The organism is Streptomyces sp. ISL-96 (assembly GCF_018614035.1).
In the GTDB taxonomy this organism is placed as follows: Bacteria; Actinomycetota; Actinomycetes; order Streptomycetales; family Streptomycetaceae; genus Streptomyces.
Map to the genome: position 1 here is coordinate 16,865 of NZ_JAGGPA010000090.1, position 15,229 is coordinate 32,093.

Here is a 15,229-nt window from a genome sequence, read left to right on the forward strand (position 1 = left end):
CCTTCCTCTTGTTGGGGGTGTTGCGGTGTACGGGCCGAGGAGCTCCGGGGAGCCGGTCACGGCTCGGGCGAGAGGTGTTCGTGGACGACGAGCCAGCGCCCGTCCGGAGACCGCCGGAAGACGACGGTCTCCCGTTCCCGCAGTTCCTCGCCGTCGGCGTCGTCCTTCACCGCCAGGCGGGTGCGCACCCGGTGGGTCAGCACTGCCAGACCCTCGGCGACGACGCGTACCTCGGTGTCGTCCGTACGGCAGTCCAGCACCCGGAACCCGTCCGCCTCCCAGGCCCGCCACGCGGTCTCGTACGCGGCTCGGTCGGCGAGGATGCCGGGCTGCGTGGGGAAGACGAACGTGGCGTCCTCGGCGAAGGCGGCGAAGTAGCGGCCCGTGTCGTGGGCGGCGAAGGCGGCCACCAGGCCGGCAGCGGCGGCCCGAACCGCGGCTTCGGCGCCGGCGCTCCTGCCTCCACCGGCGCTCACCGGTCCACCGCCGGGAAGCCGTCCACGGTCGGGCCGGTGTCTGCGGGCGCCTGTTCCTGCTCGGCGAGTTCGAGTTCACGCTCGCTGGCGGCCACCGCAGGCGCCTCCGCGGACAGGTCCATCCCGCGGGTCAGCCCGTAGTACAGGACCCCGGAGACGGACAGTCCGACCACGAAGGCCACGTCGATCCCGCCGAGCGCCTCCGCGACGGGTCCGGTGAAGGGGCCCACCACCATGAACGGTGCCATCAGGAGCAGACCGAGGCCGTAGGCCAGCAGGCCGCGCCACGCCCAGGCGCCGTAGATGCCGTCGGGTCGCAGGAGGTGGGTGATGGCGTAGTGGCCGCGCCGGACGAAGAAGTAGTCGACCAGGTTCACAGCGGTCCACGGGATCAGCAGGTACAGCATGAGCAGCAGGGCGTTGCCCAGTGCGGTGGAGAAGTCCGCCGAGACGCTGAGGCCCACGCCGCACCAGACGACGGCGAGACCACAGACGGTCAGAATCCTGGCCCGCCGACCGGGGTGGAGCGGGCGTACCGAGTCGATTCCGGTGAGGACGGTGAGCATGCCGCTGTACGCGTTGAGCCCCATGGTGGCCACCAGCGCGAGCACCGACAGCAGGGTCAGAACGGCGCCCAGGCCGCCCACCATCTGGTCCCCGGCTTCCCGCGTGCCGGCCAGCGGGTCGCTCACACCGAGTGTGGCGGCCATCCAGGCGCCGATGGGGATGAGCCACATCGGCGAACCCGCGGCGCCGCCGAAGACGGAGGCGACGATGCGCGGCGTCGGGGTGTCGCGGGGCAGGTAGCGCGAGTAGTCGGAGACGTACGGCGCGTACGAGATGTTGTATCCGGCAGCGGCGGTGAACTGCACCATGAACGCGACCAGCGTGAAGCCGCCCGCGTCCGCCGCGGCGTCGGCCGCGCCGGTGACCCGGCCGGTGAGGATGCCGGCCGACAGCAGCAGCCAGCAGGGGGCCGAGCACCAGAACAGCACTTGGAACGCCCGGTGCAGCCAGTCGTGCCCGTACACCGCCAGGACCACCGCGATGACGGTGATGCCGATCCCGACCGAGGTCACGTCCCAGCCGAACACCGCGTTCAGCCCGTGGCCGATGATGATGGTGTCGACGACGTTGAAGCCGACGAAGGTGAACAGCGTCGCCGCCAGGGGCACGATCACTCCCCGGTAGCCGAACTGACCCCGGGACTGAATCATCTGCGGCAGCCCCAGCTGAGGGCCCTGACTGGCGTGGAACGCCATGAAGAACGTGCCCACCGCCAGCCCCAGCGCACTGGCCAGCACCGTCCACCCGACGGACAGGCCGAGCCCGGGGCCGATGAACCCGAGCGAGAGGGTGAAGGGCTGGAAGTTCCCCTGGAACCAGAAGGGGCCCTGCTTCCACAGTCTGCCGTGCCGCTCGGCGAAGGGAACGTGCTGGATGGAGAGGCTTTCGATGACATCCGCGCCGCTGTGTTCGGCATTTGAGCGCTGGACAGTCCGGACCGCCATGGACCCTCCCGTTGTCGTTCGCTCCGGGACATCACGGCCCGGAGCTGAAGGCCCGATTGTGCGCTCGCCGTCAGCGGAGCAGCAATTGTGCGGCGCTCAAACTCGACCCCTTCCTTTGTGGGCCGCCACGATGCAGCATGTGCGCGATGACAGCACCGACAGCACCGACAGCGGCCCTGCGGGTCGACGACCTCGTGCGTTCCCCCGCCCTCCAGCTCCGGGTTCTGGCCGGTGAGGACGGGCTGCACCGGCCCGTGTCATGGGCGCATGTGAGCGAGTTGGAGGACCCCACCCCGTGGCTCCTGGGCGCGGAGCTGATCATGACGACGGGGATCGCGGTTCCCCGGACCGCAGTCAGGCAGCGCGCATACGTCGAGCGACTTGCCGACGCGGGCGTGTCCGCGCTCGTCCTCTCCGCCCGCCTGCATGTTCCGCCGCTGCGTCAGGAGTTCCTCGCGACGGCGGACGTACGGTCCCTGCCCGTACTGGAGCTGCCCTTGCAGGTGCCCTTCATCGCCGTGGCGCAGGAGGTCGCTGCCGCCCTGCAGGCGGGCGCGCGGCGGCAGTTGGGCACACAGTTGCAGGTCTTCGGCGCCCTGCGCTGGCTCGCCACTGAAGACCTCACCGCCGTGGAACTCTTCCGGAGGCTGGAGCGGCTGTCCGGGTACGCGCTCTACCTGTGCACGCCCGCCGGAGGCCCCCTGCTGCCCGGCGTGCCCGTACCTCCCGCGCGGCACGCGGCGCTGCTGCCCGACTCGGCCGACCCGGCCCCGACCGTCCCCGGCGGCTACGTCCTGCCCGTACCCGCGCCCGGCCGGCCCGCCGGATACCTGCTGGCGCTGGAACGGCAGGGTGACCGGCGAGGGGAGGGCGTGGAACCGGCCGGCCTCGGCGTCGTTCAGCACATCGCGACCGTCGCGGCACTGCAGGTGTCCATGGTGCGTCACGAGCGTGAGATGCTGCGCCGTCAGGGGGCGGAGACGCTGGCGGAACTTCTCCAGGACGTCCTGGACCCGGACACCGCCCGCCGGCACCTCACCCGCCTCGGGTTCGCAGCGGACACGGCCGTCCTCCTCGCCGTACTCGACGGAGCGGACGACGGCCCGCTGGATGACGCCGCGGTGGTGCAGTGCCTGGACGACTCGCGCGTACCGCACCTCGTGCTGCGCCGGCATGAGGGCCTGTACGTACTCCTCGCGGACTCCGCGGACGCCCGCTTCGCCCTCGCGGCGCTGCCGCGCACCCGGGCCGGCGTCTCACGCCCCGTCACCCCCGGCGGCACCCTGGGCCTCGCCCGGCGCGAAGCCGTTCTGGCGCTGCGGCGGGCGGGCGTCTCGGGCGAATCCATGGTGGTGTTCAGCGACGACATGACGGAACGCTGGCTGCACGACGACCCGTCCGTCCTGAACGGCCTGGTGGACCAGGTGCTCGGCCCGGCGCTGCGGTACGACGCCGAGCACGGCAGCGCGCTGGTGCTCTCGGCGCTGACCTGGCTGGAGCGGGACCGCTGCACGGATGAGGCGGCGCACGCCCTGCACATCCACCCCAACACCCTGCTCTACCGCCTGCGCCGCTTCGCCGCTCTCAGCGGCAAAAGCCTGTCGTCGACGGCCGACCTCACCGAGGTTTGGCTAGCCCTACGGGCAGCTCACCTCTGCGACCGACTCCCCTGACACCCGCAACTGGTGGAGGAGGGGGTTTCGCGCACCTCGTCCCGGTTCACAGCTGGGGGCGGGGGTGGATCCGGGCGCTCGCGACGGCCGAGGCCCGCGTGCTGGCCGGGCGGAGCATCTGACCGGCGGCCAGCTCGCGGTAGGCGGCGCTGCTGGTGAGCAGGTCTTCGTGCCGTCCGAAGGCGGCGGTGCGGCCGTTGTCCAGGACGACGATGCTGTCGGCGTGCTGGACCGTGGAGAGCCGGTGTGCGATGACCAGCACGGAGCACTCCTGAGTGACGTCCTTCATCACTGTGGTGAGCGCGGTTTCGTTGATGGTGTCGAGGTGGGACGTGGGCTCGTCGAGCAGGAGGAGTGCGGGGCGGGCGAGCAGGGCGCGGGCCAGGGCGACACGCTGGCGTTCTCCTGCCGAGAGGGTGCCGCCGCGTTCGCCGAGCACTCCTGACAGGCCACCCGGAAGCCGCCGTACGACCCTGTCGAGCTGGGCGAGCTCTACGACGCGTCGCACTTCGGCGTCGGTGGCGTCGGGAGCGGCGTAGGTGATGTTGTCCCGAAGCGTGCCGTGGACGACGTGGGTGTTCTGGTCGACGACGGCGATGCGTTCACGGCAGGCGGCGCGGCTCAGTTCGGAGGTGGGCAGGCCGTCGAACAACAGGGTCCCGGAGTCTGGTTCGTAGAACCTGGCGACCAGGGCGAAGACCGTGCTCTTTCCGGCACCCGACCGGCCGACCAGGGCGACCTGCTGCCGGTGCGCAACGGTGAAGGACAGGCCGCGAAGCACCGGCCGGCCCGGCGTGTAGCCGAAGTTGAGGTCCCGTAGGGCGAGGACGGGTTCCTCGCCCGAGGCGATATGCCTGCCCGGTTCGCGCGTACGCACCAGGACACTCGCCTTCTGCGCGGCGGGCTCCGCCGGCAGGGACAGTGCCTGCTCGATGCGCTGGTAGGCGCCCATGCCGCGCTGGATGAGGCCGACCGCGCGGAAGACCGACGACAGCGGCAGCACCAGGTAGGAGGCGTACAGCAGGAAGGCCACCAGGTCGCCGAGGGAATTGGCCTGCCCGTTCACCCGCAGGCCGCCGATCACCAGGACGATCAGGAAGGAACCCTGGACAGCGAGTTCGACCGCGGGGCTCATGACGGAGGCGAGCTTCGCGGTCCGTACACCGGCGTCATAGGCCGCTTCGACGCGCTTGCCGATGCGGGCCGCTTCACGGTCCTCGGCGCGGTGGACCCGGACCATCGGGAGCGCGCCGAGGGCGCGTTCCAGCTCGGCGGCGATCGCGCCCACGGAGTTCTGCATGTGCTCGGACGCGACCCGGATGCCCTTGAGCAGCGAGGCGACGATCACGCTGGCAGCGGCCACGGTCAGCGCGACCAGGAGCAGCAGCAGCGGGTCGATCCAGACCATGAGGACGATCGCCCCCGCCGCGACGAGGGCCCCTGTCACCAGATCGACCAGTGCCTGGGACACGACTTCCCTCAGCAGGGTGGTGTCCGCTGTGACCCGGGAGATGAGGTCGCCGCTGCGGTGTCGGTCGTACTCCTTCATCTCCAGTCGGAGCAGCCGCCCCACCAGGCCGTGGCGCAGCCCTCGTACGACGCCTTCGCCCATGCGCTCCAGGACGAAGCGGCCCACGGCCCCCGTCGCCGCCTCGGTGACGAACAACGCCGCCAGAAGCAGCATCAGCGGCCACAGGACCTGCCCCCGCCCGCTCGCGTCCACGACGTACTTGGCGACGAGCGGCTGAGCAAGCCCCAGGGCGGAGCCCACCAGAGTGAGCATGGTGGCGACGGCGACGGACGCCCGGTGCCCGGTGGTCAGCCGGTACATGGTGGCGACCGCCGCGCGCGTCGAGCGGTCGCCTTCGGCCGCCGGCTTCGCCTGCTCCACGACGGTCTCGGTCATCGGCCCGATCGGTTCGCCGGGGCGACCGTCATCAGCCGGGTGAAGTAGTCGTCCGGTACGCCCTCGTCCACGGGGCGGCCGTCCGCCTCGATCCAGGCGTGTGCCGTGAACGGCGGCACCACGCGTACCCCGGTGCACCAGGTCGGCCATGTTCCGGACAGGCGGCACAGAAGGGCGGCGCCCAGAGAACGGGGCAGGCAGCCCTTGGGTCCGGCGCAGCGCAGGCTCACCGCGCACATGGCGTCCCGTGCGTGTCTGGCCTCGGCGGCGGTGGCCGGCCTGGCGCGGCGACGGGCGAGGCCGAGTACAGCGCGGATCCGGCGTGGCGGCAGGAGAGAGAGCGCGACGGCGGGGAGCAGAACGAGACGGGCAGCCAGTCGCCGGGTGAAGGGCACTCCGGTGGGCCGCTCCAGTGCGCTCGGTGTCGTCATACGGCCAGTCCCGAGGTCCGCAGTTGCAGTACGAGGGCGTCGACGTCCTGCTTCGCCTGGTCGGGGCTGATGTCGAATTCGTTGGTGAGTGCGGCCACCGCGTCGGCTTCGTCACCGCCCGCCATCAGTGTGCTGACGACGAGCGTGCCGGTGGGATTCAGTTCCCAGTACTCCCCGGCGCGTTCGTCCAGGAGGACTGTGCCGTAGTCGGTCTCGGCAGTGGAGACATTGGCGCCGAACTTCAATGCCATGCGTGTGCCTTTCCGCTGAGGAGCTGTGGTCATGGGGTGGCGGGCGCTTTGGGTCCGGTGGTGCGGCCAAGTCCGCGCAACCACACTTCGGCGGCGATGGTCGAGTAGAGGATCGCGTCGCGCAGTTCAGGTGTGGCCGGCCGCTGGGCGAGTCGGCGCAGGGCTGCGCCGTCGACGAGGCCGAGCTGTTCCAGCCGCGAGTTCCCCCAGAGTTCCAGCAGGTCGGCACGGTGTTCGCGCAGTCCGTTGGAGGCGTCCATGGACGCTGCGGCCTTGTTGGTACGCCGCAGACACACGTCGGGCACGATTCCGCTCATGGCGGCGGTCAGCACGGGTTTGTACGCCCAGGGCGTCACCCGCTCGCTCGGGCGGACCGCGAGGCATGCCTCGATCACACGGTCGTCGAGGAACGGTGACGCCATCGGCACCCCGGCCCGGGCTGCCATACGGTCCCACTGGCGGACGATACGCGTACACGAAAGGATCTGTTCGAGGTCGGTGTGCAGGCCACGGTCCGGGTGAAGCGGGACCGCCTTCGCCGCGGCCTCGGTCAGCGCCCGTTGGGCCATGTGCTGAGCATCGGGCGTGACCCAGTCGAAGAGCCGGGGCGGCATGCCCCAGCCGAGGCTGGTGTGGACGGTGGTGGCCAGCGGGTCCCGCAGGCAACCGCCGGCGTCGGCCAGCCACTTCCCGTACGGCCGTGAGTCGGCCAGCGCACGCGCCATGTCTCCGATCGGCCACTGCCACAGGGCGCGGAAGCCACGAAGCCGCCCCAGGGCGAACAACGGCCGGGTGCGCAGAAGCCGGTGGTAGTACGCCTCCGAGCACCAGGCCACGTGGTCACCGCCGATGCCGGTCAGGTGCATTCGGCTGCCGCGCTCGGCCAGGCCGGGCAGGTGGTGCAGGACCCGTGAGCGGTCCATGACGCCGATGGTTGGTTCGTCCAGCAGGTCGTCGATGCCGAGCAGGTCGCTGTAGACGAGCGGTGAGGCATCGGCGTCCCAGACGACGTGCTCGACGTCCGGCAGGGACCGGGCTGCCTGTTCGGCCCAGTACAGGTCGCTGTCGGCGGGATCGCGTCCCGGCCATGTGCTTGCCACGACCCTGGCCGATGATCGCGCGGCGAGGAAACAGATGGAGGTGGAGTCCAGGCCACCGGACAGGTCACAACTGACCACACCGCCCTGCCGCGTACGGGCATCGACGGCCTCGGCGAGCGCTTGGCGGACGAGGGGCGCGCCGTCGGCGAGCGTGCGTACCGGCTCGGGAGGAGTCCACCAGCGGGAGTGGCGTACGGTCCGCCCGTCCGCCGCGACGACGAGCGCGTCATGCGGAGACACGGGGGTGATGCCCCGCCACATGGGTGCTTCGGCGAGTGGGTGGGGAACGGGCCACAGCAGCCGTACCGCCAGCTGCTCCTCGTCCGGCTCGGTGCCGAGCGCGGTGGCGAGTACGTCAGCACTGGTGGCAGCCACCTGCACCCCGTCCACGGGAGCGTGGAAGACGAGCCGGAGACCGGACGCGGTGCCCTGGACCCTGAGCCGCCCGTCGAGCGCGGCGACGAGATGGAAGCTGCCGGGCAGGGAGCGGGCCAGTGCGTCGAGTTCGGCGAGATCGCGCAGGCGTCCGGCATGGCGCTCGAGCTGTGCCGAGTCGATCGGGCAGTCGCCGATGACAGTGAGCGCGGCGCGGCCGGCGCGCGCGGTGGTGAGGTCCTGGTCGTGCCACTGCCCGACGAGCCAGGGACGGCCCGAGGCGTGCTTCAGGGTGCGTGTTCCGGGGCGGGAGAGGGAGCGGGCCACGGCGGCCGCGTCCTCACAGTCGGTGAAGACCGCGAAGTGCGCGTCGCCGGGGCCCGCCCCCGCACTCTCGTGCAGTTCAGTCATGACGTCGGATCAGGTCCGCCGGCCGTCAGTTCTTGCTCAGAACCAGCCGGTCGTTGCCGGAGCTCTGCAGGAGTCCGGTCTTCTTCCGGAACGTTCCGAGGCGGGCAAGTGTCGGAGCTTCGTAGGCCTTCTTCATGAGATCTCCCTCACGTGCAGGTGTCACACCGCTTCCCTGGCCGGCTGTGAACCAGTTCGAGGCCGGCCTGTTCAGGGGTCATCGGGACCCGAGACTGAGGAGGCGGTGCATGCAATAAGTACCTTCATGTTGTGGATGTGATGGCAAGGGTGCCAAAGAAAATAGGATTAAATGCAAAGTGTGGATCGCCTGGGATTACGCGTTGCAATTCGCGAGTTTCGTTAAGGGCGAAACGATTTGGGTGGAGGGTGGGGCAGCGAAGGAAAAACGTTTCGACCTGGGCATCCAGCGCGCATAGCCGGTGATACGAGGATGGTGTGCCGCTGGTGCTGGGTGGAGCCGCCGGGGCGCACTCCCTCATTGGCACCGCGCTTCCCGACCTGCATGTCCCCACCGGGGACATGCCCCATTTCGACGGCCTCGACCCGGAACCGGCCGCCGCCGGGGGCCCGTGACCGCTTGAGGGGCGCCGGTCTGGGAGTTCTTCCGGGATCGGCCTGCTGCCGTCTTCATACGAGACCCGGTGGGCGGTCTCGTCGATGCCGGCGCCAGGCTTCGGTCGCGGGCTCTATGGCCCCCGCGGCGGTAGGTTCCGGGCGCTAGGAGGAAACATGCCTGGTGGTCGAAGGGCTGCCCGCCAGACGGCCGGTGACCGGTGACCGGTGCAGAACTGTTTCGCGGTTGGTGAGGACCCTCCGCGTCCGTCCGTCCGCCCGGCCGTGCCCTCCTCGCCTGGCTCCGCTCGTGATCAGGCGGACTGGACAGTGAGCGCGGCGAGTTCCCCCAGGACTCGGGCCGCCGGTGCCGGGTCGATCAGCCACTTGAGGTGGCTGCCTTCGAGGGTGCGGACGTCGTACGGGTTGTCCGGCGTCAGCGCGTTGCCCTCGCGGATCAGCCGGTCCTGCAGGGCGAGCGGCAGACTCGCGTCGCCGGCCAGACGCACGAAGGTCTTCGGGATCCGTCCCCAGGTCGCAGCCTGCGCCCGGTCGGCGGAGGTGCCGACGTCCAGGTTTTCGTCGGGCTGGAAGGTGTTGAGGAAGGTCAAAAACTCCTCGTCGGTGCCGTCGGCGAGGAAGGCCGTCTTGAACGCCGCGAGGACGTCCGGATCCGAGCTGCGGAAGTTGACGCGCAGCAGGCCGAGTTCGGCCGGGTTCCCGGACATCGCCAGACCCAGCGAAGCGGCGTCGACCGTGGCCATCTCCGGCTCGGCGTAGTAGTCGTTGACGTCCAGATCGACCGGGCACCAGGCCGAGACATAGACGATGCGGTCGATCAGGTCCGGCCGTGCGTTGGCCGCAGCGGTGGCCGTGATACCGCCACGACTGTGCGAGACGAGGATCACCGGCCCGTTCACCTTGGCCCGTCCCAGTATCCCGATCAGGTGCGCGGCGTTATCGGTGAGCGTGACACCCTTGATCGAGCCCGGCGCGGTGGCGAGAGCTTCGAGATCCTGCGGCGCCTGATAGGCACGCGGGTAGCTTGCCCCGAAACCGTGGCCGGGGAGGTCGACAGCGACTGAACGGTGCCCGAGGAGGCCGAGTTCGGCCTGGAGCGGCGCGAAGGAAAAGGAGTTCGCGAAGGCTCCATGAACCAGTACGAACGTCGGTTGCATCTGTCTCCCCACTCTCTAACCTCCGCGGCATGGTCGACGCGCGACCGATGAACGGCCCGTTGTCTTGCACCACTTGCCGCGGAGATGGCTGTGCGTGGCAGGTGTCACCCGGCCAAACACGGCTCTCGATCCAGGGCAACGCGAATGCTTGCCCGGTATGGCATGGGGGACACTACGCAGCGAAAGATCGTCGGTGCAACCGGTACGAGCCCTTCCGATTGCGCCCCTCGTCCCGCCACTGAACTCAGCAAACAGACATCCTTGTTACCGCTCATGTTCGGAACCGGTTGAACAGGTGGAGCCAGGCAAAGGTGCGCTCGACACCCACCGGGGCTTGCCGAGTCCAGATCTGATTGGGGCGCCGTGCCGGTCAGCGATCAGGTGGTGCTTGCTGCCGGGCCGGGCCCGGACGACCGGCGAAGGTCCGGTGTGAGCCCCCTTGAGCGCCCGGACGTGCGAGGCGTCGATGCGGCGTCGTCCATGTCCAGCAAGCCCCAAGCCCGTAGCTCGGCGAGCAGTATTTCGTGCAAGCGGGGCCAGTTCTGGGCGGCCGGTCCGGCAGCAGTGGGGCTATGCGTTCCCGCAGGTCATCAGGCAGCCGGTTCCGCTGGTGCCGCTCTTGGTGATCGCGGCGATTGCCCAGCTCCCCGCCAGGACGGCGGCAGGCTGTGCGCGACCGTGCTCGCGGAACCGACTTCGGGTAAGTCCACGACTGGCGGACCCTTCACAACTGGTTTTGGACCACCTGCTCTACGCCCTTCTCTTGAATTTTAGAGCATGATGAGCAGACGCGTATTCGGCTTGAGCTTTCTGTTCACCGAACGACTCTGCACGTATACCTCCAACTTGGGATTACGCCCCGCCTTCACGGAGACGGTCCCCTGGATACCCGTGCCGAACAGAAGACTGCGTGCCGCGTCGCCCGTGTATGCGCGGTCAGTGTCCTTCTCGACCACGATGACTTCCTTGTCGGGCTGAACCTGAACCCGGGTGCCCAGCTGGTAGTAACACGACCCGCGTTCGTACGTCACGCCCGGATGCGAATCAACGAAGGGCCGAATCTCGACCTCTGTGTCGACCTTCAGAAGTCGATACTTGTCGGCCGGGACCGGTTCGAGGTTCGCCCGCACGTCGTCGACCGATATGTCCTGGCCGACCGCGAACAGGTTCTTCGTGCCGCGCACGCCCTGCTCTCGGCCACGGAGGAAGCTGGTGGCGGCAGCCCGCACGGTACCGATCGCCTCTTCGACACCCTCCTGGGAATCCGCATCCCAGATGGCGATGTTTCCGGCCGGGAAGCCGTAGTTCTGGGCGGTTCGCTTCGCCAGGGAGTTCGGAACGAGGATCGCGGAAGTCCAGTGGCCCGGAAGCGCGCCCATCTTCGCCGCGATCTTATCGAGCCAGGGGCCGAGGATGGCCATGTCGCCATCGTGTCGTCTGTCGCCGCCGGAGGCGTTCTCCTCGCCATCGGTCACCACGATCTGGAGGAAACTGTGCTCGCCGTACGCCTCCCAGATGTGGCCCAGGTCGTCCAGGGACTTAAGAGAGGCTTCGATGAGGGCCGTAGCGCCATTGTTGACCTTGTACAGCCCCCGCAGGGACGGCAGATGCTTCACGTCCATGTCCCAGACCAGGTTCTCCACCTTGTGGTCGAAGGAGTAGAGGCTGATCCGGGTCTCATGACCGAGGCTGTCCGACTCGGCCTTCAAGCCCGCCACGAACTCGTCCACGACTCGGATGAGTTGACTCTGGTGCTGACGCATGGAACCCGAACAGTCCACTACCAGCGCGACGTGATTCACCTTGTGCTGGATCTTGTTGGCGGACACTTTCTGCTCCTTCTCCGAGGCTCCCCAAGTGATGTGTCCACACTATGGGGAGGCACTGACAACGGAGCTTGACGGGAGCGCTCCTGATCACCGGGACGGGGCTCCGGCCTGGCCGGAGCCCCGTCGACGGTCAGCTGGTGGGGAAGTTGTCGGGGGTACTGATCCGGTTCTTGAGTAGGGCCCCGGACTCGGTCAGCACACCACTGCTGCTGTAGTCGCTGCCGTTGCAGGTGCCGGGCTTGAACGCCGCGCTGCTCTCATTGGCGTCGGAGTAGGTCCAGTTCGCGTAGCCGATCTTCAGCTGGTCGAGCAGGTCCAGCCAGGCCGTGGTGCTCGCCCGGTCCATCGCTCCACCGCCGGTGTAGCTCACCGTGCCGAACTCGGTGACGAACAGCGGTAGTTTCGAGGCTGCCCGGCTCACCGTGGCGCGGTAGTTGTCCTTGTGGCTCGCGGCGTAGAAGTGGAACGCGTACATGATGTTGGTGGCATTGACGGGATTGTCGACGACCTCGCTCTCGTTGGAACCGTCCGAGACACCCAGCGAGGACCAGCCGCGGGTACCGACGATGACGACGGCGTCCGGGTCGGCGGCCCGGATCACCGGGATGACCTGCTCGGCGTAGTTCTTGATGGCCGTCCAGCTCACGCCGTTGGGCTCATTGGCGATCTCGTAGATCACGTTCTTCTTGTCGGCGTTGCGGGCGGCGACGGACGCGAAGAACGTCTTCGCGCGGTCGAGGTTGAAGTTCGGGTCGCCCGGCGTCAGGGTGTGGAAATCGATCATTGCGTACATGCCGCGGGCCTCGGCCATGTCGACGAGGTTGTTCACGCGGCTGGTGAAGCCCGCCGGGTCGGTCTCGTAACCGCTCTCCTGCACGTACATGGCGACGCGCAGCAGGTCCGACTTCCAGTCCTTTCGCCAGCGCGTCCAGGGACGCGGCGTTGTAGCACTTGCCGAACCACTGGATGCCGTGCGTGCTCATGCCCCGCAGTTGTATGGGGCGGTTGTACTGGTTGCACAGGTTCACGCCGCAGACGTGGAGCTGTCCGTTGATGTCCACGGGGGTGCCGTTGCCCGGGACGGGCGGGGGGTCGGTGGGCGGGGGTTCTTCGACGGAGCCCGTACAGGCGACGCCGTTGAGCGTGAACGCCGTGGGCTTCGGGTTGGCGCCCGTGAAGGAGCCCACGAATCCCACGTCGGCTGCCGCGCCGGTGGCCAGCGTGCGGTTCCAGTCGACGCCGGCGGCGGTGACCGTGGAACCGGACTGTGACCAGGTGGCGTTCCAGCCCTGGACGAACTTCTGCCCCGAGTCCGGCATGGCGAACTTGAGCGTCCACCCGGTGACGGGGGCACCCAGGTTGGTGATCTTCACTCCGGCCTGATAGCCGCCCTGCCACTGGCTGGTGACCGTGTAGTCGACCTTGCAGCCGGTGGCGGCCACCGCCTGGGGGCTGAACCATGTCGTGAGGCCCAGGACCGTCGCGCAGGTCGCAGTCAAGGCCAAAAAGCGTTTCAAGGTTCCTCCTTGTGCGAAGCGGAGACAGCGGGATGGGAGCGCTCCCAAAGCCCATCAGCCCGTGACCGTACACCGGCGTGTCGATGCGCGATAGGGATTCGACCGCCGAACGATGCGGCGGTGCGGGTGACCGCTGCTCAGGCGGACTGCTTCCCCGCGCATGCGGGAGGCTCCAGTGACGCCGCCTCGGATGAACCAGCGCTCAGCTTGCTTGCCGCGCTGGGCAGCCCATGTCTCGGGCACCGCCAGCGGGGCCGGACGTCAGGTTGCCGCCGGGCCCTCGCGCATGCGGTACTCGCTCGGGCTGATGCCGTGTTCCCGCTTGAACGCGGCGCTGAGGGCGAAGGCGTTGGAGAAGCCGACGCGGTCCGCCACCGTGGCGAGCGTGGCGTCGGGCTCGCGCAGGAGGTCGGCGGCCAGGGCGAGGCGCCGTTCCCTCAGGTGGGTCATCGGCGGCTGTCCGACGAGGGCGGTGAAGCGCCGGGCCAGGTTCGCCCGGGACACGCCGGTCTTCGCAGCCAGGGCCGGCAGGGTTCATGGGTGGGCGGGGTTGGCTTGCAGCATGCGCAGGGCGGGGCCGACCACGGGATCACTGTGGGCCCGGTACCAGGCGGGGACCTGGGCGCCGGGGCGGGTGAACCAGGCGCGCAGGGCGGTGATCAGCATCAGGTCCAGTGCCCGGTCCAGGAGGATCTGCTGACCGGGCTCCTCACGGGTGATCTCCTCGAAGGTCGTCCGGCTGACCGGACAGGCGCCCACGCTCGCCTCGATGACGGCGAGGGGAGGCAGCGCGGCGAGCAGCCGGCCCGGGGTGGCGCTGTCCACGGTGTACAGGCCACTCAGGAGAAGTGTGCCGTCCGGGCCTTCCGCGTCCCAGGTGCCGGAGCCCGGAGCTCGGGCGCCGACCAGTTCCTCGCCCCGCGCGGTCGTGCAGCGGCCCCCGGGGAGGATCACCACGTCCGGTTCGGTGGCCGTGTCGTTCGCGATCACATACGGTGCGCCGCCGCACCCCCGACGGCACGGCCCTCCCGGCCTACACCCCCGGCGCGCACGTCGACGTGCTGCTCGACGAGGCTTCCGGGCTGGTCCGCCAGTACTCGCTGTGCGGCCCTCTCGACGGCGGGCGGTACCGCCTGGCGGTACTCAAGGCCCTCGACTCGCGTGGCGGTTCAAGGGCGATGCACGCCCTGCGGGCCGGCGACCGGCTGCGGATCTCCGCACCCCGCAACCGGTTTGGCCTTGCCACCGCGCGCCGGCACCTGCTGTTCGCCGGCGGCATCGGCATCACCCCGCTGCTGGCCATGGCCTGCCACCTCGACGCCGCCGGCGGCGACTACACGCTGCACTACTGCGCGCGCAGCCGCACCGACGCGGCTTTCGCACCCGAGCTGGCAGACCACCCGCGAGTCGTCCTCCACTTCGACAACGGCGATCCCAGCCAGCTCCTCGACGTCGGACAAGCCCTGGGCGCACCGGATCGGCACACAGCCGTCTACGTGTGCGGCCCCGGCGGCTTCATGGACCACGTGCTGAACACGGCGGAGACGATGGGCTGGCCCCCCGCCGCGCTGCGCAAGGAACGCTTCGCCGTCGGCGCCCCGGATCCCGGCAGCGCGGAACCGGGGAGCTTCATCGTGAGGCTGGCCTCCACGCGGGCCGAGTACCACGTCCCCGCCGACCGCAGCGCACTCGATGTCCTGCTGGACAACGGCGTGGACGCGCCGTCCTCCTGCCGGCAGGGCATCTGCGGAGAGTGCGTCGTACGAGTCCTGGCCGGCGAGCCCGACCACCGTGACGACGTGCTCACCCCGGACGAGCAGGCCGAAGGGCTCTTCGCGCCCTGCGCCTCCCGGGCCCGCTCACAGGTCCTGGAACTGGACCTGTGACCGGCACCGCCGAACCCGACGACGATCAGGCCCGCACGCGTCGGCGCCAAGCTCATCGGCACCCTCGCCGTCGGAATACCGAGCTTCTTGGCCCATCTAGGCCCGGACTTCGCGG

Annotated in this window: 14 protein-coding genes and 2 pseudogenes; 3 read left to right on the forward strand and 13 right to left on the reverse strand. The window is 69.4% G+C overall.

Annotated features, from left to right (window positions below; genetic code table 11):
- Positions 1–56 precede the first annotated feature (56 nt).
- The gene (locus tag J7E96_RS36110; RefSeq protein ID WP_215138030.1) at positions 57–476 is read right to left on the reverse strand and encodes an SgcJ/EcaC family oxidoreductase; all 420 of its coding nucleotides are present in this window, start codon (positions 474–476) and stop codon (positions 57–59) included.
- Positions 473–1,987, reverse strand: coding sequence for a cytosine permease (locus J7E96_RS36115; protein ID WP_215138032.1), 1,515 nt, complete (start codon positions 1,985–1,987; stop codon positions 473–475). The genes J7E96_RS36110 and J7E96_RS36115 overlap by 4 nt, the downstream gene beginning before the upstream one ends.
- Positions 1,988–2,133: 146 nt before the next feature.
- Between J7E96_RS36115 and J7E96_RS36120 the strand changes: the two genes are divergently transcribed.
- Positions 2,134–3,660 carry a PucR family transcriptional regulator gene (locus J7E96_RS36120; RefSeq protein ID WP_215138035.1) on the forward strand — a complete coding sequence of 509 codons (1,527 nt, stop codon included), beginning with the start codon at positions 2,134–2,136 and terminating at the stop codon, positions 3,658–3,660.
- A 46-nt stretch (positions 3,661–3,706) separates the two neighbouring features.
- On the opposite strand, the gene J7E96_RS36125 is transcribed toward J7E96_RS36120, so the two are convergent.
- The 5 genes from J7E96_RS36125 to J7E96_RS36145 are packed head-to-tail and all read right to left on the reverse strand — an operon-like array spanning position 3,707 to position 8,270.
- Positions 3,707–5,566, reverse strand: coding sequence for an ABC transporter ATP-binding protein (locus J7E96_RS36125; RefSeq protein WP_215138037.1), 1,860 nt, complete (start codon positions 5,564–5,566; stop codon positions 3,707–3,709).
- The gene (locus J7E96_RS36130; RefSeq protein ID WP_215138039.1) at positions 5,563–5,997 is read right to left on the reverse strand and encodes a lasso peptide biosynthesis B2 protein; all 435 of its coding nucleotides are present in this window, start codon (positions 5,995–5,997) and stop codon (positions 5,563–5,565) included. Before J7E96_RS36130 ends, J7E96_RS36125 begins: the two co-directional genes overlap by 4 nt.
- A complete protein-coding gene (locus tag J7E96_RS36135; RefSeq protein WP_215138041.1) occupies positions 5,994–6,248 on the reverse strand; it encodes a lasso peptide biosynthesis PqqD family chaperone in 255 nt (84 codons plus the stop codon). The genes J7E96_RS36130 and J7E96_RS36135 overlap by 4 nt, the downstream gene beginning before the upstream one ends.
- 29 nt (positions 6,249–6,277) lie before the next feature.
- Positions 6,278–8,134 carry a lasso peptide isopeptide bond-forming cyclase gene (locus J7E96_RS36140; protein ID WP_215138043.1) on the reverse strand — a complete coding sequence of 619 codons (1,857 nt, stop codon included), beginning with the start codon at positions 8,132–8,134 and terminating at the stop codon, positions 6,278–6,280.
- A 25-nt stretch (positions 8,135–8,159) separates the two neighbouring features.
- The gene (locus J7E96_RS36145; protein ID WP_215138045.1) at positions 8,160–8,270 is read right to left on the reverse strand and encodes a keywimysin-related RiPP; all 111 of its coding nucleotides are present in this window, start codon (positions 8,268–8,270) and stop codon (positions 8,160–8,162) included.
- A gap of 317 nt (positions 8,271–8,587) precedes the next feature.
- On the opposite strand from J7E96_RS36145, the gene J7E96_RS36150 reads away from it, so the two are divergent.
- A complete protein-coding gene (locus J7E96_RS36150) occupies positions 8,588–8,725 on the forward strand; it encodes a hypothetical protein (protein WP_215138047.1) in 138 nt (45 codons plus the stop codon).
- 293 nt (positions 8,726–9,018) lie between these two features.
- On the opposite strand, the gene J7E96_RS36155 is transcribed toward J7E96_RS36150, so the two are convergent.
- The 6 genes and pseudogenes from J7E96_RS36155 to J7E96_RS38025 all read right to left on the reverse strand — a co-directional run bounded on the left by J7E96_RS36155 (position 9,019) and on the right by J7E96_RS38025 (position 14,218).
- The gene (locus J7E96_RS36155) at positions 9,019–9,882 is read right to left on the reverse strand and encodes an alpha/beta hydrolase (RefSeq protein ID WP_215138049.1); all 864 of its coding nucleotides are present in this window, start codon (positions 9,880–9,882) and stop codon (positions 9,019–9,021) included.
- A 274-nt stretch (positions 9,883–10,156) separates the two neighbouring features.
- Positions 10,157–10,421: pseudogene (locus J7E96_RS36160) on the reverse strand (IS5/IS1182 family transposase); the annotation flags it as partial.
- 231 nt (positions 10,422–10,652) lie between these two features.
- Positions 10,653–11,711, reverse strand: coding sequence for a vWA domain-containing protein (locus J7E96_RS36165; RefSeq protein WP_215138051.1), 1,059 nt, complete (start codon positions 11,709–11,711; stop codon positions 10,653–10,655).
- Between the two features lie 130 nt (positions 11,712–11,841).
- Positions 11,842–13,228 (reverse strand): annotated as a pseudogene (locus J7E96_RS36170) (cellulase family glycosylhydrolase).
- Positions 13,229–13,489: 261 nt separating this feature from the next.
- Positions 13,490–13,759, reverse strand: a complete 270-nt coding sequence (locus tag J7E96_RS38020) for a helix-turn-helix transcriptional regulator (RefSeq protein ID WP_308296302.1) — start codon at positions 13,757–13,759, stop codon at positions 13,490–13,492.
- 3 nt (positions 13,760–13,762) lie between these two features.
- Positions 13,763–14,218: a cupin domain-containing protein gene (locus J7E96_RS38025; RefSeq protein ID WP_308296300.1), complete on the reverse strand. Its 456-nt coding sequence runs from the start codon at positions 14,216–14,218 to the stop codon at positions 13,763–13,765.
- A 5-nt stretch (positions 14,219–14,223) separates the two neighbouring features.
- Between J7E96_RS38025 and J7E96_RS38640 the strand changes: the two genes are divergently transcribed.
- Entirely contained in the window at positions 14,224–15,114 is an 891-nt protein-coding gene (locus J7E96_RS38640) for a PDR/VanB family oxidoreductase (RefSeq protein ID WP_215138054.1), read from the forward strand.
- The last annotated feature ends 115 nt before the right edge of the window (positions 15,115–15,229 follow it).